Here is a 20,772-nt window from a genome sequence, read left to right as displayed (position 1 = left end):
ACGGCCTCGCCTCAACCGGCGGCGTCCGCCCCGGGCGGCAGCGAGGCCGGCGCGTCCGACACGGGCGGCGCCTTCGGCGGCCGCAGCTCCTGGATCGCCCGCTGCGGCGCCTGTGCGATCGCCTCCAGCCGGTACTCCAACTGCGCCAGCAGCGCCTCGGCGTCGGCCCAGGCGTCCGGGGCCAGCGTGAAGGCCACATGGAACTTCAAGGCATGGCCCGCCAGCCGAGGTTCGGGCCGCAGGCCGAGGGCCAGCACGTGCGCCGCCCCGGCCCGCAGGGGCCCTTCGCCGCCAGCATGTTCGAGCACCGCCACGAAGTCCCCTTCCGCCAGGCGGCCCACCGTGTCGCCCTCGCCCGCGATGCGCCGCACGCAACTGGCCGCATGCAGCATCGCGGCGCTGGCCACCTGCTGACCCGACTCCTGCGCGATGGCGCCCAGGTTGGACACGCGGAGCCGCAGCACCGCCACCTGGCCAGGGCTCGCCCGCGCGCGCTGCATCGCCTGGCCCACCTGGCGGCGGGTGAAGAAGTCGTTCACCAGCCCCGTGAGCGGATCGCGGTCTTCCAGGGCGGCCTGCCGCACCAGCAGGTCACGGCGGTCGCGGCTGCGCCGGTACAGCGCGATCAGCAGCAACGGGATCTCGATCGCCGCGCCGATCTGCGAGCCGTACTGGGTGGCCGGACTCATGGGCAGCACCCCCACGTTGCGCAGCGCCTGCAGCAGCGCGCCGGCCAGCAGGGCCGACAGGCCGGCGGTGATCCACCACCCCGCGGGCGACCGCCGCACCGCGTACCAGACCAGCAGCGGCAGACACAGGGGGAACGTGAGGATGAAGTAGGCATTGGCCGCCGTGAAGGTCGGCTCACGCCCCACCAGCACGAACATCGCGGCCAGCAGCAGGCCGGTGGCCGCGTGCAGGCCCAGCAGCCAGCCGACCCAGCGCCAGGGCAGCGGCCGCACCACGAGCCAGACGAACAGGACCAGCAGCGAGGTGCCCAGCATCGGGAACACCACGGCCGCGAGGTCCGACCACTGCGGGTGGTCCGACCAGTAGTAGTAGCCCGCCACGCCGGTGAGCGAGGCCTGTGCGGCCGCGAGCATCAGCACATAGGCCGCATAGACCGCGTGGGTCACGTCACGCAGCGCGATGGCATTGACGGCGCTCAGCACCAGCACGAGCGCGACCAGCCCCTGGTAGGCGCCGAGCAGCAGCAGCACCCACTTGCGCTCGGCCTCGAACTGCGCCGCCGTCTCCAGCCGCCACGGGAAGCTGGTCGGATGCGTGTTGCGCACCTTCAGCAGCACGCGGCCGCCGTTCGCGCCCAGCGGCAGCACGGGGTAGAGGTAGGGCAGCGTCCAGCGGCGCACGCCGATCGCGTCACCCGCCCGCGCGACGGGTTGCCCCAGGGCCTGCGGCAGGTACAGCTCCGCCAGGTCCAGGCCGGCATAGGGCAGCACCAGGTGGCGCCCGGCCGGATCGCCCGGCCCGGTGTCGAGCAGGAACCACTGCTCCTGCCGCGGCCCGGCGGGCTGGAACTGGTCGATGCCGTGGGGCTCGCCCTCGCCGCGGGCCAGGCGCGCCCAGGCCGCCTCCGGCGTCAGCTCACCGCGGCCGGCGCTGATCACCGTGCCGGTCATGGCCTGTGCCGCCAGTGTCACCAGCAGGCAGGCGCACAGCAGCAGCCTGCGGGCCCACCAGGCCGCAGCGCCGAGCAGCCCCAGGGCCTGACGCCCACCCGAACGCGCGGCGCCCCTTTCAGGGTTGGTGCGTGGGTCTGCGACCGGATGGACCACGGATGGATTCTGCAGGAAATGCGTGCCAGCGAATGCATGTCGGCGCAAGGCGGCACCTAGAATGGTCCCGCCCCACGGCCGAGTGCTGCATCTGCATGCTCCCCTACATCCGCAACTGGACCGACGTCGAACGCACCAACCAGGCCAACGTGCGACTGGGCACCTTCCTCGCCTTCGTGGCGGGCGCGGCCAACGCCGGCGGCTTTCTCGCCGTGGGCCAGTACACCTCGCACATGACCGGGCAGGTGTCGTCCTTCGCCGACCACCTGGTGCTGGGCAACGTGTCGCTCGCGGTGGCGGCAGCCGGCGCCGTGCTGGCGTTCATCGGCGGCGCCATGACCACCGCCCTCCTGGTGAACTGGGGCTTGCGGCAGCGCCTGCACAGCGCCTACAGCCTGCCGCTGTTCCTGGAGGCGGTGGCGCTGCTGGTGTTCGGCGTCTTCGGGGCCTCGATCCAGCTCTTCGCCCCGCTGTTCGTGCCCCTGACGGTGCTGCAGCTGTGCTTCATCATGGGCCTGCAGAACGCCGTGATCACCAAGATCTCGCGCGCCGAGATCCGCACCACGCACGTGACCGGGCTGGTCACCGACATCGGCATCGAGCTGGGCAAGCTTCTGTACCTGAACCGCGACATCGACCAGGCCCCGGTGCTGGCCAACCGGCAGCGGCTGCGCATCCACAGTCGCCTGGTGGCGGCCTTCCTCGTGGGCGGGCTGGCCGGCGCGCTGGGCTTCAAGCACCTGGGCTACGTGTCCACCGTGCCGCTGGCACTCGGACTGTGGGTGCTGGGCCTGCGGCCTTTCCTGCGCGACGTGCGCGAGCGCCTGGGCGCCGCCGGCTGGCGCGGCACCTCGTAGCCACGGGTGCACAATAGGTCGCGATGCCTGCGCCGGTGTCCCTTCCTTCCTTTCGGCCCCGCCTGATCGATGACCTGCGGGGTTACGACCGCGAGCGCTTCGGGCGTGACGTGGGGGCGGGCATCACGGTGGGCATCGTCGCCCTGCCCCTGGCCATGGCGTTTGCCATCGCCTCGGGCCTCAAGCCCGAGGCCGGGCTGTGGACGGCCATCATCGCCGGCGCGCTGATCGCCCTGCTGGGCGGCTCCAGCGTGCAGATCGGCGGGCCGGCCGGGGCCTTCATCGTCATCGTGTACGGCATCGTGGAGCGGTATGGCCTGGCGAACCTGCTCATCTCCACGGCCTGTGCCGGGGTGCTGCTCTTCACCATGGGCCTGCTCAAGCTCGGCCGGCTGGTGCGATACGTTCCGGTGAGCATCGTGATCGGCTTCACCAACGGCATCGCGGTGCTGATCGCGGTGAGCCAGATCAAGGACTGGCTGGGCCTGGCCATCCCCAAGATGCCGGCGGACTTCTTCACCCAGATCAAGGTGATCGTGCAGCACCTCGGCAGCTTCAACCCCGCCGCCTTCACGCTCGGCGTGCTGTGCGTCGTGGGGCTGTTCATCTGGCCGCGCCTGTGGGGCGAGAAGTCGCCGATCCAGGCCGCCATCGACCTGCCTGGCCTGCAGGGCACCGCGCGGCTGAACAAGCGCGTGCCGGCGCCCATCGTGGCGCTGGTCACGCTGTCGCTCGCCGCCTGGTGGCTGAAGCTGCCGGTGGAGACCATCGGCAGCCGCTTCGGCAGCATCCCGCAGGGCGTGCCCGCCTTCCAGCTGCCCGAGTTCTCGTGGGAGACGGTCAAGCAGCTCGTGACGCCCACGCTCACCATCGCCCTGCTGGGCGCGATCGAGTCGCTGCTGTGCGCGCGCGTCGCCGACCAGGTCTCGAACCTGCCCCGCCACGACCCCAACCAGGAGCTGATGGCCCAGGGCGTGGCCAACTTCGTGGTGCCGTTCTTCGGCGGCATGCCGGCCACCGGCACCATCGCCCGCACCGTGACCAACGTGCGGGCCGGCGCCAGCTCGCCCGTGGCCGGCATCACCCATGCCGTGACGCTGGCGCTGGTGGTCCTGCTGGCGGCCCCGCTGGCCCTGCACGTGCCGCTGGCGGTGCTGGCCGGCATCCTGCTGTTCGTGGCCTGGAACATGGGCGAATGGCGCGAGTTCACGCACCTGCGGCTCTACAGCACGCACTACCGGCTGCTGATGGTCGGCACTTTCGTGCTGACGGTGGTGTTCGACCTCACCGTGGCGGTGGAGGTGGGCCTGGTCGCCGCCTGCCTGCTGTTCATCCAGAAGATGAGCTCGCTGTTCCGGGTGGAGCTGGTGAAACAGGAGGGCGCGATGCTGCTGTTCCGGCTGTACGGCTCGCTGTTCTTCGGCGCCGTCTCGCGCATCGACCAGGTGGTGCAGGCGGTGGAGAACGGCCCGCCGCGGCCGGTGGTGGTGCTCGACGCGCTGCAGCTCGTGCACCTGGATACCTCGGGCCTGGACTCGCTGCGCCAGCTGCACAAGGTGGTGCTGCTGCGCGAGGGCACGCTGCACATCGAGAACCTGCAGGCGCAGCCGAGCGAGGTGATCGAGCGCGCGGGTTTCGGCGAGGAACTGCGCCGCAACCTGCAGTCGCCCGAGGTGGCGGTGTGAACGAATAAAATCCGCCTCACCATGTCCAAGCTGCTTCGCATCTTCCGCCGCCCCGACTACCAGTCCGAGGTCACCCAGTTCATCGAGCAGCTGAAGTCGACGCAGCCTGAGCTGGAAGCCCAGCAGCGCGCCGGCCGTGCCTTGCTGTGGGACCGCCAGCTCGATCGCGAGGCCCTGGAGGCCTGGAAGCAGGCCCGCGTGCCGCAGAAGCCCTACGTGTACGGCGACGATCCGCGCCGCGCCCGCTGAAGCCGCGCCCGCCGCCGAGCATCGCCTTGGATCCCGCCGATTCCGTGCTGCCGCCCCCGGACGCGCCGGCGGTGCCCGGCATGCCCGACGTGGTGGACCAGGTCGCGCTGGCGCGCCTGTACGGCGAACCGCTGTTCGCCATGCCGCAGGACCTGTACATCCCGCCCGACGCGCTGGAGGTGTTCCTGGAGGCCTTCGAGGGCCCGCTGGACCTGCTGCTGTACCTGATCCGCAAGCAGAACTTCAACATCCTCGACATCCCGATGGCGGCGGTCACGCGCCAGTACCTCGCCTACGTCGACGAGATCCGGTCGCGCAACCTGGAGCTGGCGGCCGAATACCTGCTCATGGCCGCGATGCTGATCGAGATCAAGTCGCGCATGCTGCTGCCGCCGCGCAAGACGGCCGAAGGCGAGGAGGCGGAGGACCCGCGGGCCGAGCTGGTGCGCCGCCTGCTGGAATACGAGCAGATGAAGCTCGCCGCGGCGCGCCTGAACGAGCTGCCGCAGGTCGGCCGCGACGTGCTGCGCGCGCAGGTCTACATCGAACAGGCGCTGGCGCCGCGCTTTCCCGACGTGCACGTGGCCGACCTGCAGGAGGCCTGGCGCGACATCCTGCGCCGCGCGAAGCTCGTGCAGCACCACCGCATCACCCGCGAGGAGCTCTCGGTGCGCGAGCACATGAGCCTGGTACTGCGCCAGCTGCAGGGACGGCGCTTCGTGGAGTTCGAGCACCTGTTCGACGCCTCGCGCGGCGCGCCGGTGCTCATCGTCACCTTCATCGCCACGCTGGAGCTGGCGAAGGAGAACCTGATCGAGATCACGCAGGCCGAGGCCTACGCCCCCATCTACGTGCGCCTCGCCTACCAGCCCGCCTGAGACGCGCCCCCTTCTCCCGGATCCTGCCTTGAGCCCCTCCACGCCCCGTGACTTCGACGTGCTGATCGTCGGCAGCGGCCTCGCCGGCCTGTCCGCGGCGCTGCACCTCGCCCCCACCCACCGCGTGGCGGTGCTGACCAAGCGCGTCATGAGCGACGGCTCCAGCGGCTGGGCGCAGGGCGGCATCGCCGCGGTGATGGACCGAACGGACAGCTTCGACGCCCACGTGGACGACACCCTGGTCGCCGGCGCGGGGCTGTCCGACCCGGCCGCTACCCGCTTCGTGGTGGAGCACGCGCCCGAGAGCGTGACCTGGCTGCGCTCGCTGGGCGTGCCCTTCTCGGAGGAGGACGGCCAGCTGCATCTCACGCGCGAGGGCGGGCACAGCGCGCGACGCATCGTGCACGTGACCGACGCCACCGGCGCCGCGGTGCAGCGCACCCTGATCGAGCGCGTTCGTGCCACACCCAACATCACGGTGCTGGAGCACCATGTTCTGGTCGACCTGATCGCCTCGGCCAAGCTGGGCCTGCCCGGCCCCAACCGCTGCCTGGGCCTGTACGCGCTGGACGAGGCCACCGACCAGGTGGTCACCTTCCGCGCACCGCACACCGTGCTGGCCACCGGCGGCGCCGGCAAGGTGTACCTGTACACCACCAACCCCGACACCGCCACCGGTGACGGCATCGCGGCCGCGTGGCGCGCCGGCTGCCGGGTGACGAACATGGAGTTCATCCAGTTCCACCCGACCTGCCTGTACCACCCGCACGTCAAGAACTTCCTCATCACCGAGGCCGTGCGCGGCGAAGGCGGGCGGCTGCTGCTGCCGCCATCGGCCGGTGGCACCCGCTTCATGCCCCAGCATGACCCGCGCCTGGAACTGGCGCCGCGCGACGTGGTGGCCCGCGCGATCGACTTCGAGATGAAGAAGCACGGCCTCGACTGCGTGCTGCTGGACATCTCGCACCAGCCGCCGGCCTTCGTGCGCGAGCACTTTCCCAACATCCACGCGCGCTGCCTGGAGCTGGGCATCGACATCACGAAGGAGCCGATCCCCGTGGTGCCGGCGGCCCACTACACCTGCGGCGGCATCCACACCGACCTGCAGGGCCGCACCGACCTGGCCGGCCTGCACGCCATCGGCGAGACCGCCTACACCGGCCTGCACGGCGCCAACCGGCTCGCCAGCAACTCGCTGGTGGAATGCATGGTGTTCGCGCGCTCGGCCAGCCTGGACATCCTGGCCACCGCGCAGCCCGTGCCGCCGGCGGTACCGCCCTGGGACGACAGCCGCGTGACCGATGCGGACGAATCGGTCGTGATCTCGCACAACTGGGACGAGCTGCGCCGCTTCATGTGGGACTACGTGGGCATCGTGCGCACCAACAAGCGGCTGGAGCGCGCCTCGCACCGCATCCGCCTGCTGCAGCAGGAGATCCAGGAGTTCTACAGCGCCTTCCACGTCACGCGCGATCTGCTGGAGCTGCGCAACCTGGTGACGGTGGCCGAGCTGATCGTGCGCTCGGCCCAGGCGCGGCACGAAAGCCGCGGCCTGCACTTCAGCCGCGACTACCCGGCCATGGCGCCCGAGGCACTGCCCACCGTGCTGACACCGCCGCCGCCCATCCCCCGTCCAGGGGTTGCAACGGCGTAAGGAATTTGTCTACAGTGCCGCCATGAGCATCCCTGGCTACCGCCCCTCCCCGGAAGTCGCCGCCGCGCTGGCGCGCGGCAACAAGATCGAGGCCATCAAGCTGGTGCGGCACGACACGGGCCTGGGCCTGGCCGAAGCCAAGGATCTGGTGGAGGCACTGGCGCGCCAGCCGGCGGTGACGGCCGCGCGCGAGAAGGTCACGGCCGCATGGTCCGAGACGGTGCAGGCCGGCTCCAGCGGCACGGCCCCCGCGCCGCTGTCCCCGGGTGAGCAGCCCCGCGTCCAGCGCACGGCGCTGTGGGTTGTGGTCGCGGTGGTGGTGGCGGCCGTGCTGGGCTTCCTGGCCGGCCGCGCCTGAGACGCCCGCCCGTGCGCCAGCAGCCGCTGCACATCGGCATCGTCGGGTGCTCCGCCGAGGGCGCGGCGCTGTGCTTTCGCACCCTCTGCGCCGAAGGCCCGGGCCTGATGGGCACGCACGCGCACCCACCGGTCTCCCTGCACACCCCCAGCCTGGCCGACTACGTGCAGGCCCTGGAGCGGGACGACCTGGCAAGTGTCGCGGCCCTGATGCTCGAGTCGGCCGACCGCCTGCAGGCCGCCGGCGCAGACTTCCTGATCTGCCCGGACAACACGATCCACCAGGCGTTCGACCTCGTGGAGGCCCACTCGCCCCTGCCCTGGCTGCACATCGCCCAGGTGGTGGCGGTAGAGGCGCGCCGGCGCGGCCTGCGGCGGCTGGGCGTGCTGGGCACCACCTGGCTGATGGCCAGCACGGTCTATCCCCGCGCCCTGCAGGCCCTGGGCATCGGCTGCATGCTGCCAGCGGCCAGCCAGCGCGGCGAGATCGGCCGCATCATCATGGACGAACTGGTGCCCGCGCGGCCGCGCCCGCAGAGCACCGCCTTCCTGCAGCGCGTGATCGGCGACCTGCAGGCCAGCGGCTGTGACGGCGTGGTGCTGGGCTGCACCGAACTGCCGCTGGTGCTGGACGACGGCAACTCGCCGCTGCCCACGCTCGATTCGACGCGGCTGCTGGCACGAGCGGCGCTGCGGCGGGCCCTGGGGTTGGAAGCGTCGCGCTGAGGCGGCGCGCCTCAGGCCGCGCCGATGTGGGGCACCAGCGCGCCCGCCGGCTGGCCGCTCTTCAGCGCCGCGGTGAAGGCCAGCATGCGGTCGATGGGCACGCGGGCCCGTTGGCCCAGGGCCGCATCGACATGGATCTCGTTGGCCCCCGTCTCCAGCACGCGCGCCACGTCCGCCAGGCCGTTCATGGCCATCCAGGGGCAATGTGCGCAGCTCTTGCAGGTGGCGCTGTTGCCCGCCGTCGGCGCCTCGATGAACACCTTGCCCGGGTTCTGCGTGCGCAGCTTGTGCATCATGCCGTTGTCGGTGGCGACGATGAACTCGCGCGCGTCCATCTCGCGCGCAGCCTTCAGGATGCCCGAGGTGGAGCCCACCGCATCGGCCAGCGCCACCACGTCGGCCGGCGACTCGGGGTGCACCAGCACCTTGGCGCCCGGGTGCTGCTTCATCAGGTCCGCCAGCTCGAAGGCCTTGAACTCGTCGTGCACGATGCACGAGCCGTTCCAGAACACCATGTCGGCGCCGGTCTGGCGCTGGATGTAGCCGCCCAGGTGGCGGTCCGGCGCCCACAGGATCTTGTGGCCCTTGTCCTTGAGCGCGCGCACGATGTCCAGCGCGCAGGACGATGTGACCAGCCAGTCCGACCGGGCCTTCACCGCCGCACTGGTGTTGGCATAGACGACGACCGTGCGGTCCGGGTGCTGCCGGCAGAAGGCGTCGAACTCGTCAGCGGGGCAGCCGAGATCGAGCGAGCAGTTGGCGTCCAGGTCGGGCATGAGCACGCGCTTCTCGGGCGAGAGGATCTTCGCCGTCTCGCCCATGAACTTCACGCCCGAAACCACCAGCGTGCGCGCCGGGTGGTCGCGGCCGAAGCGCGCCATCTCCAGCGAGTCGCTGACGATGCCACCCGTCTCCTCGGCCAGGTCCTGCAGGTCGGGGTGCACGTAGTAGTGCGAGACCATCACCGCGTCCTGCGCCTTCAGCAGACGGCGGATCTTCTCCTTCAGCGCAGCCCGCTCGGCGGGCGAGGGCTCCGGCGGCACGCGGGCCCAGGCATGCTTCGTATCGCAGACGCTGCCGCCCACGGGGTGTTCGTATTCGACTTCCTTCAGCGGGATCACGGCGGCCATCATTCCTCCTTGAAGCGCATCGAGTAGTCGGTCGCCTTCACGTCCTTGGTGAGGGTGCCGATGGAAATGCGGTCCACGCCCGTCTCGGCCAGCTCGCGCAGGCGCTCCAGCGTGACGCCACCTGAGATCTCCAGCACGGCGCGCCCGGCATTGAGGCGCACCGCCTCGCGCAGCGTGGGCACGTCCATGTTGTCCAGCAGCACCATCTTCGCGCCGGCGGCCAGAGCCTCTTCGAGCTGCGCCAGCGTCTCGACCTCGATCTCGATGAAGCTCGCCTGCGCCGCCACTTCGGCAGCGGCCTTCAGCACCGGCGTGACGCCGCCCGCCGCGGCGATGTGGTTCTCCTTGATCAGCACGGCGTCGTACAGGCCGATGCGGTGGTTCGTGCCGCCGCCGGTGCGCACCGCGTACTTCTGCGCCAGACGCAGGCCGGGCAGGGTCTTGCGCGTGTCCACGATCTGCGCGCGCGTGCCCTTGACCGCCTCGACGTAGGTGGCCGTCTTGGTGGCCACCGCGGACAGCAGCTGCAGGAAGTTGAGGGCCGTGCGCTCCGCCGTGAGAATGGCCCGCGCCGAGCCGCGGATCTCCAGCACCGGCTGGCCCAGGGTGCAGCGCCGGCCCTCGGGCACCGCCCACGTCAAGGTCGCCTGCGGGTCCATCTGGCGCACGGCCGCCACCACCCACGGGCCGCCGCACACGACGGCCGCCTCACGGGCGATCACCAGCGCGCGGGCGCGGCGCGTCGGGTCCACGAGGCCGGCGGTGAGGTCACCGTCGCCCACGTCCTCGGCCAGGGCGCGGGCCACGTCGGCACGCGCCAGGTCCGCCACGGCGGCGGACGAGAAGTCGAACAAGGCTGTCATGCGGCAAGCATAGCCGCTCGCCCCGGCAGGCGCCGGCGCACGATCGACGCCACAATCGGCGCATGACCCGACCCTACGAGGAATCGCAACCCGCGCGCGCCGAGGTGGACGCGCTGCCGGGCGCGGTGGTGCTGGACTTCGGCACCAACTGGTGCGGCTGGTGCGCGCGCGCCGAGCCGCTGATCCGGGAGGCGCTGGCCGCCCACCCCGAGGTGCGCCACATCAAGGCAGAGGACGGCCCCGGCCGGCCGCTGGGGCGCAGCTTCGGCGTGAAGCTGTGGCCCACGCTGGTGCTGCTGAAGGATGGCCGGGAGATCGGCCGCGTGACACGCCCCGGCGGCAGTGACGACGTGCGCGCGCTGCTGGCGCGGATCGGCGCCTGAGCGGCGCCGCCCTACTCGGCCTCGACAGCCGGGTCGCGCGCCATCAGGGCCGCCACCGCGTCCGCGGGTCGCAGCCGGCCGTCCAGCAACGCCACCACCGCCTGGGTGATCGGCATCTCCACGCCCAGGTGATGCGCCCGCTGGGCCACCGTGCGGGCGCAATACACGCCCTCGGCCACGTGGCCGAGCGAGGCCACGGCCTGCGCCAGCGTGCGGCCTTCGGCCAGCAACAGGCCCACGCGGCGGTTGCGGCTGAGGTCGCCGGTGGCGGTGAGGACCAGGTCGCCCAGGCCGGAGAGGCCCATGAAGGTCTCGGCGCGTGCGCCCAGGGCGAGGCCCAGGCGCGTGATCTCGGCGAGGCCGCGGGTGATGAGCGCCGCGCGGGCGTTCAGGCCGAGCGCCAGACCGTCGCACAGCCCGGTGGCGATGGCCAGCACGTTCTTCACGGCGCCGCCCACCTCCACGCCCGCCACGTCGTCGTTGGCATAGATGCGCATGGCCGGCCCGTGGAAAGCCTCGACCAGCGCCTGCCGCACGGCGGGCGATTCGCTCGCGGCGACCAGGGCCGTAGGCCGGCCGGCCGCCACCTCCTGCGCGAAGCTCGGACCGCTCAGCACGCCGGCGGCCAGCGCGGGCGCGACTTCGGCGCAGATCTCGTGGCCCAGCTGCCCGCCGGCACCGCCAGCGCCGGCTGCCTCGAAGCCCTTGCACAGCCAGGCCACCGGCACGGCGCAGCCAGCCAGCACGCCCAGCAGGCCGCGCAGGCCGGACATCGGCGTGGCCACGATCACCAGGTCATGGGCAGCGGCCAGCGCAGGCACATCAGACAACGGGGCGCCGCTGGCCACCAGCGCGGGCGGCAAGGGCGCACCGGGCAGGTAGCGGGCGTTCTCGCGCCGCGCGGCCAGGTCGGCCGCCTGGGCGGCGTCGCGCGCCCACAGCGTCACCGCGTGGCGCGGCGCGGCGCTGATCGCCAGCGCCGTGCCCCACGCGCCCGCGCCGAGCACGAGGATCTTCATGGCCAGGGGCGCCGCGCCCGCGACACGGGCCGCGGCTTCAGGCCGAGGTGATGATGGGCGAGGGCTCGGCCTGCTGCAGCTGCTCGGCCTGCTGCTGCTCGTACATGGCCTGGAAGTTCAGCTCGGCCAGGTGCACCGGCGGGAAGCCGGCGCGGGTGACGATGTCGGCCACGTTGCCGCGCAGGTACGGGTAGACGATCTGCGGGCAGGCGATGCCCATGATGGCCTGCATCTGGTCCTGCGGGATATTGCGGATCTCGAAGATGCCGGCCTGCTTCACCTCGACCAGGAACACGGTGCGGTCCTTGATCTTGGTGGTGACGGTGGCGGACACGCACGATTCGAAGATGCCGTCGGCGACCTGCTGCGCCTCCACGCCCAGCTGGATGTCCACCGTGGGCTGCTCCTGCTCCAGCAGGATGGCGGGCGAATTCGGCTGCTCCAGCGAGGCCTCCTTCATGTACACGCGCTGGATCTGGAAGACGGGATCTTGGTTGTCGGCCATGGCGGCTCTGCCTTTCGGGTCGGAATGAAAAAGCCCGCCGGGGAAAACGCTCGCGGCGGGCGCAGCTTCGGTCAGCCGGGGATTATCTCAGGCCGGCAGGCGCCGGCCCCGGGGGTGCGAGTCAGGCCGCGCCCTGCAGCAGCGGCATCAGGCCGCCGCGGCCGTCGAGCGCGACCAGGTCATCGCAGCCACCCACGTGGGTGTCGCCGATGAAGATCTGCGGCACGGTGCGGCGGCCGGTCACCGCCATCATGCGGGCGCGCTCCTGCGGGTCCATGTCGATGCGGATCTCCTCGATCGCGTCGACCCCACGGGCCTTCAGGAGCTGCTTGGCACGGATGCAATAGGGGCACACGGCCGTGGTGTACATCTTGACGGGTTGCATGCTCAGGCCTTCTCGACCGGCAGGTTAGCCTCTTTCCAGGCGGTCATGCCGCCCGCCAGCACGACAGCCTTGTCGTAGCCCAGGGCTTTGGCGCTGGCCACGGCGCGCCCGGCCCGGGCGCCGGAGGCGCACACCAGGATCAGCGGCACGGTCTTGTTCTTCACCACCTCGGGCAGCCGCTGCTCGAGCTGGCCCAGGGGAATGTTGCGCGCGCCCACGATGTGGCCCTGGGCGAATTCGTCCACCTCGCACACGTCCACCACCTGCGCCTTCTCGCGGTTCATCAGCATCACGGCGCCGTTGGCGCTGACGCCAGAGCGGCCGCCGCGGTTGACGGCCGGCCAGACGAGCATGGCGCCCGAAGCGAACGCGACCAGGATCAGCATCCAGTTGTCGACCAGGAACTTCATTGTGTCTGCCTACTTTCGATTGAGTGCGGCCGGCTCCAGGCACCGCAACCCGCGATTCTAGAATGGCGGGTTTCCCCTCACCGGCAGCCGCCCCATGCACAAGCTCGTTCTCATCCGCCACGGCGAATCGACCTGGAACCTGGAAAACCGGTTCACCGGCTGGACCGACGTGGACCTCACCCCCACCGGCCTGGAACAGGCCATCCAGTCCGGCCGGCTGCTCAAGGCCGAGGGCTGGGACTTCGACCTGTGCTTCACCTCGGTGCTCAAGCGCGCCACCCGCACCCTGTGGCACGTACTGGACGAGATGGACCGCACCTGGCTGCCGGTGGAACACTCCTGGCGCCTGAACGAGCGCCACTACGGCGCCCTGCAGGGCCTGAACAAGGCCGACATGGCGCGCCAGTACGGTGAGGACCAGGTGCTGGTCTGGCGCCGCAGCTACGACACGCCGCCGCCGGCACTGGAGCCGGGCGACCCCCGCAGCGAGCGCGCCGACCGCCGCTATGCCGGTCTGCCAGACGGCGCCGTGCCGCTGACGGAATGCCTGAAGGACACCGTGGCCCGGGTGCTGCCCTACTGGGAGGAGAAGATGGCCCCGGCCATCCGCTCGGGCCAGCGCGTGCTGGTGGCGGCGCACGGCAACTCCATCCGCGCGCTGGTGAAGTACCTGGACGGCATCGCCGACGCCGACATCGTGGGCCTCAACATCCCCAACGGCATCCCGCTTGTCTACGAGCTGGACGCGAACCTGAAGCCGATCCGCCGCTACTACCTGGGCGACGCGGAGGCGGCGGCGCGCGCCGCGGCCGCCGTGGCGAACCAGGGTAAGCGCTAAAGCCCCTGTGGCCGATCGGGCCTTTGCCTAGGGAATTGGATGAAGGCCAGTACGCCATCGCCCATCGCGGGCGCCCCCTGTGCCGCCGAACATTCGGCCACAGGAGGTGTCCCATGTCTTTCGTCCCGTCGTCGCTGATCGTCCATGCCCTGTCGGCCTACCTGGCCGGTGTCCTGATCGGCGTGTCCGGCTGGCTGCCGACGCCATCCGCGCCCGACCTGAACCCGGCGACCACCCTCAGCCAGGCCGGCGCCGGCCCGGCCCACGGGCGCTGAACCACCGTCTGCGTGCAGGCCGTCACGGCAGGCGGCGCGAAGGTGGGGAACCCTGGGGCTTTCCGCGCGTCAGAGCAGGGAGGGCAGGTGTATATTGCCCCCGTGAAGGACCCGCATTTCCCATGAGCCACAAACTGAAGATCGCCGGCTGGATCTCCGTCGGCGCCCTGGCCGGCGCCTTGACCACCGTGTCGCTGCAGACCGTGGCGCGGGGTTCGCTCGCGCCCCTGCCGCTGGAAGAACTGCAGCAGCTCGCGGCGGTGTTCAGCATGGTCAAGACCGACTATGTCGAGCCAGTCGACGAACGCAAGCTGATCAGCGACGCCATCTCCGGCATGGTGTCCAGCCTGGACCCGCACTCGCAGTACTTCGACAAGAAGTCCTTCAAGGAATTCCGCGAGGGCACCACCGGCCGCTTCGTCGGCGTGGGCATCGAGATCTCGCATGAGGACGGCCTCGTCAAGGTCGTGTCGCCCATCGAGGGGTCGCCCGCGCACCGCGCCGGCCTGAAGAGCGGGGACCTGATCACCAAGATCGACGATACCGCCGTCAAGGGCCTCACGCTGAACGAAGCCGTCAAGCGCATGCGCGGCGAGGCCAACACCAAGGTGATGCTCACGATCTACCGCAAGGACGAGAACCGCACCTTCCCGGTGACGATCACCCGCGAGGAGATCAAGACCGTCTCGGTCAAGGGCCGCATCGTCGAGCCGGGCTACGGCTGGATCCGCCTGTCGCAGTTCCAGGAGCGCACCGTCGATGACTTCGTGCGCAAGATGGAGGAGCTGTACAAGGCCGAACCCAACCTCAAGGGCCTGGTGCTCGACCTGCGCAACGACCCGGGCGGCCTGCTGGATGCCGCGGTGGCCGTCTCCGCCGCCTTCCTGCCGGCGGACGTGGTGGTCGTCTCCACCAACGGCCAGCTCGCCGAGAGCAAGTACACCTACAAGGCCTCTCCAGACTTCTACGTGCGCCGCGGCGCCGATCCGCTGCGCCGCCTGCCCCCGCAGTTGAAGTCGGTGCCGCTGGTGGTGCTGGTGAACGAAGGCTCCGCCTCCGCCAGCGAGATCGTCGCCGGCGCCCTGCAGGACCACAAGCGCGCCATGGTGCTGGGCAGCCAGACCTTCGGCAAGGGCTCGGTGCAGACGGTGCGCCCGCTCGGCCCCGACACGGGCCTGAAGCTCACCACGGCCCGCTACTACACGCCCAGCGGCCGTTCCATCCAGGCCAAGGGCATCGTCCCCGATGTGCTGGTGGACGAATCCGAAGAGGGCAACATCTTCGCCGCGCTGCGCACCCGCGAGGCCGATCTCGACAAGCACCTCGCCTCCGGCCAGGGTCCCGAGACCAAGGACCCCGCGCGCGAGAAGGCGCGCGAGGAAGCCCGCAAGCGCGTGGAGGAAGAAGCCCGCAAGGCCCCGTCCGAGCGGCGCGTGCCGCCCGAGTACGGCAGCGACAAGGACTTCCAGCTCGCCCAGGCTCTCAATCACCTCAAGGGCCGCCCGGTCATGGTCAGCAAGACCCAGGTGATCGAGGCCAAGGACGAGAAGAAGGCGCAGAACTGATCCGGCTGCCGGGGTCCCCTGGCACCCTCGCCCCTGCCAGGCCGGCCACAGCGCCGGCCTTTGCACGACTGGCGGGCACAATGCCGCCATGACCGACGACCAGCTCCTGCGCTACTCGCGCCACCTGCTCCTGGAGGAGATCGGCATCGACGGGCAGAAGCGCCTGCTGGACGGCCGCGTACTCGTCATCGGCGCCGGCGGGCTGGGCTCGCCCGTGGCGCTCTACCTCGGCACCGCGGGCGTGGGCCGCATCACCCTCGTCGACCCCGACGTGGTGGACGTCACCAACCTGCAGCGCCAGATCGCCCACAACCTCGCGCGCATCGGCCATCCCAAGGCCGAATCGGCCCGCGAGGCTGTGGCCGCCATGAACCCCGAGGTGATCGTGCAACCCGTCGTCGCGCGGGCGGATCCCGCGCTGCTCGACCAGCTCGTCCCCGAGGCGGACGTTGTCATCGACTGCACGGACAACTTCGCCACCCGGCACGCGGTGAACCGCGCCTGCGTGCAGCACGGCAGACCACTCGTCTCCGGCGCAGCGATCCGCTTCGATGGCCAGGTGACCGTCTTCGACTCACGCCAGGTCGACTCACCCTGCTACGCCTGCGTGTTCCCGCCCGACGCCGCGCTGGAGGAAACCCGCTGCGCCACCCTGGGCGTGTTCGCCCCGCTGGTGGGCATCATCGGCACCACCCAGGCCGCCGAAGCCCTGCGCCTGCTGGCCGGCGTCGGCAGCTCGCTCGCGGGGCGGCTGCTGATGCTGGATGCGAGGTACATGGAGTGGACGGAAGTGCGTGTGAGCAGGGATGACGCGTGCGTCGTTTGCGGCAGCGGGCGATGAGCGTCCAACGCCCAGCCCGCTCGCGGCACGGCAATCCCCCCATCGGTCAATGAACCGCAGCCCGTTGCCCACCCACGCCTCACGCAAGAACGACCGCTACCCAGCGTCCTCCTCCACTGCCGATTCGTCTGGGCCGCCTCTGTAGAAGGAGATCATCGGCATCAGCTTGACGAGGAGTTCACCGGGCACACGATCTTCCGGAATGAATCCCATAGCGACGCCGCGGGCAACGATGTCTGCTTCCCTCAGGAACCGATAAGCAGACCAGAGCTCTCGTGAATCGTGCTGGTGGAACTGATGGATCTCTCCAATGAGGTCCGCAGCCCCGATGCCGCCCTCGCGCCACGCCCGAAACTTGGCTTCCAGTCTCGCCAGCAGCTTCCCTGCTTCCGCCTCGTACACACCGCCGGCGATCTCGCGAAGAACGCGGCGCTCGGGCTTGGTGAAGTCAGGCATCTTCCGCCACCTATTGACACAGGCCTACGTCGACGTACTCAACCTGACCCAGGCAGGCCAGGCACGTACGCCGAGCAGTTCGAATCGGCCTTCTCGATGACAACGGCGAATAACGTGAAGGCGACCGGCGCGAACCAGCGCGCCGCAGGCGTAGCAGATGTGTGTCCGTGTCGATTGACTTGTCATCCCGAGGCCCCTCCACGCGAGAGTTGGCCAGCGCATGACTGGCCTTCATGAGTGCCCGCGTGGACCATCTGCTGGACGAAGTTCTCAGCCTCCCGGCCGAAGAGCGCTCGGCACTGGCTGTGGCGTTGCTCGACAGCCTGGAAAGTGCTGACGAGACCACGATCTCGGACCTTTGGCGAGCCGAGGTCAACAAGCGCCGCGCGGAGTTGCGTGCCGGCCAAGTACAAGCTGCCCCTTGGTCCGAAGTACGGCAGCGCCTGAACTCCCTGTGAATGCCTTCGACCTGGAGGTTCTGCCTGAGGCGGAGGCGCGGGAAGCTTTTCACTGGTACCTCGAACGAAGCCCGCTCGTAGCCAATGCATTCAGAGCTGAACTCCTTGTTGCGATAGGCGGGCTCGCCACCACGGCAAAGCCTGGCCAGGAGACGAAGACGGTTTTCGCCACTACCACTTGAAGCGATGCCCCTACACCGTGATGTACGAAGTGTTGGGCCAGCGAGTGACTGTCTTGGCGGTTGCGCATCAACGTAGACGGCCTGGCTGCTGGCACAACCGCTGAGATGGCTGCGGGTCTGCACCCGCGGGATACCGTGCGTGTAACCGGCGACTTGCTGGTTAGGCTGCATCCCGGCAATGTTCCAGCTTTTCATAGAGGCTGAACTTGTCGTGCGACTCCAATCGCAGTACATCGGCGATTACCTCCCTCGGTAGTCGTATCTCCAGCTGGAAACTCCAGGGCTGCAACTGTTCACCATACTGCGCATTCACGACTTCTCCTCGGTGGACCTCGTTACCTACACCAGTACGCCCCGAGAGACCCAAGGTCAGTTGTTGGTAGGTATACCTCGCAGAGATCGTGAACTCCAAGATTGGCCAAACAACAAACTCACCGTCACCGGGGTGCCCAAGCGGTCCTTCCGAGCACGTGCCAATCTGATTCCCTCGTACGGTTTCTGAGAAACCAGATCGCATTCTCTCAACGTCAGTCACCAATCGATTTGCAGCCATAGGACTCACATCAATGCTACGCCTAAACAGGCTGGGCCTGTTTCCCGGACGGAAGTGAAGGCTTGTACCAGTTGAGAAGATCTCGACCGTGTCGGCGCACTGCAGGCCGTTGACTTGCATGTATCCGGGGAATCCGTCTCTCAAAGCAGCCCCTGCGGTCTAACGATGGCGGTAACCGGCACGCTGCCGCAGCGTGTCCGGTTGACCAACTTGTTATCCCTCACCTCACTCATAGTGAGTCCACATGCGCAGCACGCGTACTGTGCGCTCCATCTTGAAGACTTCGTACACGATGCGGTGCTGAATGTTGATTCGACGAGAGTACGCGCCTTCCAAATCTCCGACCAGCCTCTCGAAAGCTGGCGGATTCTGAAACGGGTCATTCGCCAGCACATCCAATATCACTTGCGCCTTCTCCCTCAAGCCAGCGGCAGAGAGCTTCTTTGCGTCTTTAAGCGCATGCTTGGCGTAGACAACTTGCCATGTCACCACTTAACCTCTCTGGCGCTGCCCTTCAGTGGCTCAGCCATTCCCTTCTTTATGGACTCCCTCATGCCGGGAACCGAGAGCAGATACAGGGTTTCTTGAATGGCGTCCCAGTCCTCCGCCGCTACAAGAACAGCGCTACTGCGCTTCCCCGCGATAACGATCGGACGATGCGAGTCGTTCGCTTCGTCGATCAATCTGTACAGATTGGCCCGCGCCTCACTTGCCGTGACCGGATTTGTCATGGAACCTCCAAGCGTTGACATGGTACGCTTTAACGTACGCGTGTCAAGCCGCACTGGCTCGTGAGGGATAACGATGGCGGTAACCGGACTGCTGCGGCAAGGCGCACCGGGCCAAGAATGAAATGGCGGCCCGGTGTGCCTTGCCGTAGCAGGTCCGGTTGACCAACTTGTTATGCCGGGCGCACGGCTCAGAACGAACAGCTGGACGTCGACCGAAGCTACGGCTGCCCAGTGCCAGAACCGCCAGACACCAATGCCCTTCACCTGCAGCTGCAGTCGAAGCCGAAGCCGAAACCGCACGCTTGCTGTTGCAGGAGTTCAAGTTCCTGCCCGGTGGCCAAGGCAGCGCCGCACAGGCGGGCGAGACCAGGGTGCGCAGAGACTCTGACTTGGACATTGAATATGTGCCATGTGCGGCCAGATTGAAGGAGACAGCGCACACGAAATCTACAAGCCCTCCGCGCAGCGGCATGCGATGCCCGGCGTCGAACTGCCGAAACGCATGAGGCCCGACGATGCCTTCACGGCCAGATGCGCGGCGAGGTCTCGATTGCACGGCATAACGTTGGCGGTAACCGGCCTGCTGCGGCAGCGCAGACCGGGTCAAGAATGAAATGACTGCCCGGTCTGCGCTGCCGTAGCAGGTCCGGTTGACCAACCAGTTATGGCAAGCGCCCCACAACAAGGACGAGACGCCAGAACGCCTGGGAAAAGTTGCCGACGAAACGTTCGAGGACCAGGCGCGGCACGGCTCCGAGGGTACTGACCACGGTTGAGCGCCAAACACGGTCCGTTGCCAGCTCACCGACCAACTCCCCCGGAGCGCACAAACCTACCGGCGAAGCGGCCGAGGACCAGCCGCCTTCCGCCGGAGCCTGCAGCTTTGCCAAGCGATCCCAGGCGCGCCACCTTCGCTACACCGCAAGGCCGTAACGGCTGCCAGCCTTGCGCTGACCCCGGCTTTTGCCAACGGCACCCTGGTTCCCGTGCGCCATAACGTGCTTGTGACCGGCGACCGAGGGAAGGTGCGCAGGGAGCGTAGCGACTGAGCGGACGCCCTTGGGCGTCCGTGTCGACTTGCGGGTTAGCCATCGCTGCCTCCGTGCAACGTGCCCTTGTATACGACACGGCGCGGACGTGCCGACCTCTTTCCGCGCAGGATGAGACGGCTAGGTTCTTCACCTTGATTCATTCCATTCCCGGCACGACGCGAAAGCGTGCGATCAACATACTCAGCTAAGGGTGCATCAGGATTCTTGCGCCACGATCGACGGCCCGTACGTAACCCAATGGACTCGACTTCTTCCAGAGATCTGCTGATCCTGGCAGTGTCTACTGATTCTGCTCGCCTCAGCGCGCGATGAGCCTCCGCCTTTCGTTGCGCGATCGCCTTTCGACTCGTGCTCCGCGATTCCGCAAATGCATTTCTTCCGTCCTTCGCGTAGCTCAAGGACTTCTTCTCCTGTGGCGAGCGGCGTGTCTTCATGCGTAGGGCTAACGATGGCGGTAACCGGCACGCTGCGGCAGGGCGCACCGGGCGGACAATGAAATGGTCGCCCGGTGTGCCCTGCCGCAGCGGGTCCGGTTGACCAACCAGTTATGGCAAGCGCTACCAAGCAACGAGGAAGCGCCAGAGCGCCCGGGCAGTCTTGCCGACGAAACGACCGCGAACCAGGCGCGGCACGGCTCCGAGGGTACTGACCACGGCAGAGTGCCAAACACGGTCCGTTGCCAGTTCACCGACCAACCCTCCCGGAGCGTACAACCCGACCGGCGAAGCGGCAGAGGACCAACTGACATTCGCCGCCGCCTGCAGCTTTACCAAGAGATCCTGGGCGCGCCACCTTCGCTACACCGCAAGGCCGTAACTGCTGCCAGCCTTGCGCTGACCCCGGCTTTCGCCAACGGCAGCCTGGTTCCCGTGCGCCATAACGATGGCGGTAACCGGCACGCTGCGGCAGCGCAGACCGGGCGAA

General features: G+C 68.9%; 23 protein-coding genes and 1 pseudogene. 14 read left to right on the top strand and 10 right to left on the bottom strand.

The genetic code is table 11. The features are described 5' to 3' along the window. Positions 1–11: 11 nt before the first annotated feature. Positions 12–1,796, bottom strand: coding sequence for a 7TM diverse intracellular signaling domain-containing protein (locus ACE3T5_RS09040; RefSeq protein ID WP_374666691.1), 1,785 nt, complete (start codon positions 1,794–1,796; stop codon positions 12–14). Between the two features lie 95 nt (positions 1,797–1,891). Between ACE3T5_RS09040 and ACE3T5_RS09035 the strand changes: the two genes are divergently transcribed. From ACE3T5_RS09035 to ACE3T5_RS09005, 7 genes are all read left to right on the top strand, one after another. Beyond that, entirely contained in the window at positions 1,892–2,653 is a 762-nt protein-coding gene (locus ACE3T5_RS09035) for a YoaK family protein (protein ID WP_374666689.1), read from the top strand. Between the two features lie 23 nt (positions 2,654–2,676). Beyond that, positions 2,677–4,338 carry a SulP family inorganic anion transporter gene (locus ACE3T5_RS09030; protein WP_374666687.1) on the top strand — a complete coding sequence of 554 codons (1,662 nt, stop codon included), beginning with the start codon at positions 2,677–2,679 and terminating at the stop codon, positions 4,336–4,338. A gap of 21 nt (positions 4,339–4,359) precedes the next feature. After that, entirely contained in the window at positions 4,360–4,587 is a 228-nt protein-coding gene (locus ACE3T5_RS09025) for a DUF3460 family protein (protein WP_374666685.1), read from the top strand. A gap of 80 nt (positions 4,588–4,667) precedes the next feature. Continuing rightward, positions 4,668–5,465 carry a ScpA family protein gene (locus tag ACE3T5_RS09020; RefSeq protein WP_374666739.1) on the top strand — a complete coding sequence of 266 codons (798 nt, stop codon included), beginning with the start codon at positions 4,668–4,670 and terminating at the stop codon, positions 5,463–5,465. A 28-nt stretch (positions 5,466–5,493) separates the two neighbouring features. Then, complete coding sequence (nadB, locus tag ACE3T5_RS09015; protein WP_374666683.1) at positions 5,494–7,119, top strand: L-aspartate oxidase; 1,626 nt, start codon at positions 5,494–5,496, stop codon at positions 7,117–7,119. A gap of 22 nt (positions 7,120–7,141) precedes the next feature. After that, positions 7,142–7,477 (top strand): ribosomal protein L7/L12, encoded by a 336-nt coding sequence (locus ACE3T5_RS09010; protein WP_374666681.1) that lies wholly within the window; start codon positions 7,142–7,144, stop codon positions 7,475–7,477. A gap of 11 nt (positions 7,478–7,488) precedes the next feature. Further along, positions 7,489–8,202, top strand: a complete 714-nt coding sequence (locus ACE3T5_RS09005; protein ID WP_374666679.1) for an aspartate/glutamate racemase family protein — start codon at positions 7,489–7,491, stop codon at positions 8,200–8,202. A gap of 11 nt (positions 8,203–8,213) precedes the next feature. On the opposite strand, the gene nadA is transcribed toward ACE3T5_RS09005, so the two are convergent. Beyond that, on the bottom strand, positions 8,214–9,332 hold the full coding sequence (nadA, locus tag ACE3T5_RS09000) for a quinolinate synthase NadA (RefSeq protein WP_374666677.1): 1,119 nt from the start codon (positions 9,330–9,332) through the stop codon (positions 8,214–8,216). Then, positions 9,332–10,195, bottom strand: a complete 864-nt coding sequence (gene nadC, locus ACE3T5_RS08995; RefSeq protein WP_374666675.1) for a carboxylating nicotinate-nucleotide diphosphorylase — start codon at positions 10,193–10,195, stop codon at positions 9,332–9,334. Before nadC ends, nadA begins: the two co-directional genes overlap by 1 nt. A 62-nt stretch (positions 10,196–10,257) precedes the next feature. On the opposite strand from nadC, the gene ACE3T5_RS08990 reads away from it, so the two are divergent. Beyond that, positions 10,258–10,578 carry a thioredoxin family protein gene (locus ACE3T5_RS08990; RefSeq protein WP_374666673.1) on the top strand — a complete coding sequence of 107 codons (321 nt, stop codon included), beginning with the start codon at positions 10,258–10,260 and terminating at the stop codon, positions 10,576–10,578. An 11-nt stretch (positions 10,579–10,589) separates the two neighbouring features. Here ACE3T5_RS08990 and ACE3T5_RS08985 read toward each other — a convergent pair whose 3' ends face one another. From ACE3T5_RS08985 to ACE3T5_RS08970, 4 genes are all read right to left on the bottom strand, one after another. Next, complete coding sequence (locus tag ACE3T5_RS08985; protein WP_374666671.1) at positions 10,590–11,597, bottom strand: NAD(P)H-dependent glycerol-3-phosphate dehydrogenase; 1,008 nt, start codon at positions 11,595–11,597, stop codon at positions 10,590–10,592. Between the two features lie 37 nt (positions 11,598–11,634). Continuing rightward, positions 11,635–12,102, bottom strand: coding sequence for a protein-export chaperone SecB (gene secB / locus ACE3T5_RS08980; protein WP_374666669.1), 468 nt, complete (start codon positions 12,100–12,102; stop codon positions 11,635–11,637). Positions 12,103–12,223: 121 nt separating this feature from the next. Then, positions 12,224–12,487: a glutaredoxin 3 gene (gene grxC / locus ACE3T5_RS08975; protein WP_374666667.1), complete on the bottom strand. Its 264-nt coding sequence runs from the start codon at positions 12,485–12,487 to the stop codon at positions 12,224–12,226. Positions 12,488–12,489: 2 nt separating this feature from the next. Further along, on the bottom strand, positions 12,490–12,897 hold the full coding sequence (locus tag ACE3T5_RS08970) for a rhodanese-like domain-containing protein (protein ID WP_374666665.1): 408 nt from the start codon (positions 12,895–12,897) through the stop codon (positions 12,490–12,492). Positions 12,898–12,991: 94 nt separating this feature from the next. Between ACE3T5_RS08970 and gpmA the strand changes: the two genes are divergently transcribed. The 4 genes from gpmA to ACE3T5_RS08950 all read left to right on the top strand — a co-directional run bounded on the left by gpmA (position 12,992) and on the right by ACE3T5_RS08950 (position 16,416). Next, positions 12,992–13,735 (top strand): 2,3-diphosphoglycerate-dependent phosphoglycerate mutase, encoded by a 744-nt coding sequence (gene gpmA / locus ACE3T5_RS08965; RefSeq protein ID WP_374666663.1) that lies wholly within the window; start codon positions 12,992–12,994, stop codon positions 13,733–13,735. A 113-nt stretch (positions 13,736–13,848) separates the two neighbouring features. After that, the gene (locus tag ACE3T5_RS08960; RefSeq protein ID WP_374666661.1) at positions 13,849–14,010 is read left to right on the top strand and encodes a hypothetical protein; all 162 of its coding nucleotides are present in this window, start codon (positions 13,849–13,851) and stop codon (positions 14,008–14,010) included. A gap of 122 nt (positions 14,011–14,132) precedes the next feature. Further along, on the top strand, positions 14,133–15,575 hold the full coding sequence (locus ACE3T5_RS08955) for a S41 family peptidase (RefSeq protein WP_374666659.1): 1,443 nt from the start codon (positions 14,133–14,135) through the stop codon (positions 15,573–15,575). An 88-nt stretch (positions 15,576–15,663) separates the two neighbouring features. Beyond that, positions 15,664–16,416 carry a ThiF family adenylyltransferase gene (locus ACE3T5_RS08950; RefSeq protein WP_374666657.1) on the top strand — a complete coding sequence of 251 codons (753 nt, stop codon included), beginning with the start codon at positions 15,664–15,666 and terminating at the stop codon, positions 16,414–16,416. Between the two features lie 96 nt (positions 16,417–16,512). Here ACE3T5_RS08950 and ACE3T5_RS08945 read toward each other — a convergent pair whose 3' ends face one another. Continuing rightward, the gene (locus ACE3T5_RS08945) at positions 16,513–16,872 is read right to left on the bottom strand and encodes a hypothetical protein (RefSeq protein WP_374666655.1); all 360 of its coding nucleotides are present in this window, start codon (positions 16,870–16,872) and stop codon (positions 16,513–16,515) included. A gap of 245 nt (positions 16,873–17,117) precedes the next feature. On the opposite strand from ACE3T5_RS08945, the gene ACE3T5_RS08940 reads away from it, so the two are divergent. Together ACE3T5_RS08940 and ACE3T5_RS08935 are read left to right on the top strand one after the other, a co-directional pair. Further along, the gene (locus ACE3T5_RS08940; protein WP_374666653.1) at positions 17,118–17,330 is read left to right on the top strand and encodes an addiction module protein; all 213 of its coding nucleotides are present in this window, start codon (positions 17,118–17,120) and stop codon (positions 17,328–17,330) included. Between the two features lie 142 nt (positions 17,331–17,472). After that, positions 17,473–17,616, top strand: a pseudogene (locus tag ACE3T5_RS08935) (type II toxin-antitoxin system RelE/ParE family toxin); the annotation flags it as partial. Between the two features lie 674 nt (positions 17,617–18,290). Here the strand turns inward: ACE3T5_RS08935 and ACE3T5_RS08930 are convergent. Then, complete coding sequence (locus ACE3T5_RS08930) at positions 18,291–18,554, bottom strand: Txe/YoeB family addiction module toxin (protein WP_374666651.1); 264 nt, start codon at positions 18,552–18,554, stop codon at positions 18,291–18,293. Further along, positions 18,551–18,796, bottom strand: a complete 246-nt coding sequence (locus ACE3T5_RS08925; protein ID WP_374666649.1) for a type II toxin-antitoxin system Phd/YefM family antitoxin — start codon at positions 18,794–18,796, stop codon at positions 18,551–18,553. Before ACE3T5_RS08925 ends, ACE3T5_RS08930 begins: the two co-directional genes overlap by 4 nt. Positions 18,797–20,772: the final 1,976 nt, after the last annotated feature.

This window comes from Ramlibacter sp., assembly GCF_041916345.1.
GTDB lineage: Bacteria > Pseudomonadota > Gammaproteobacteria > Burkholderiales > Burkholderiaceae_C > Ramlibacter.
The sequence above is the reverse complement of the archived record's forward strand: the minus strand, read 5'-3'. Positions and strand labels throughout refer to the sequence as shown.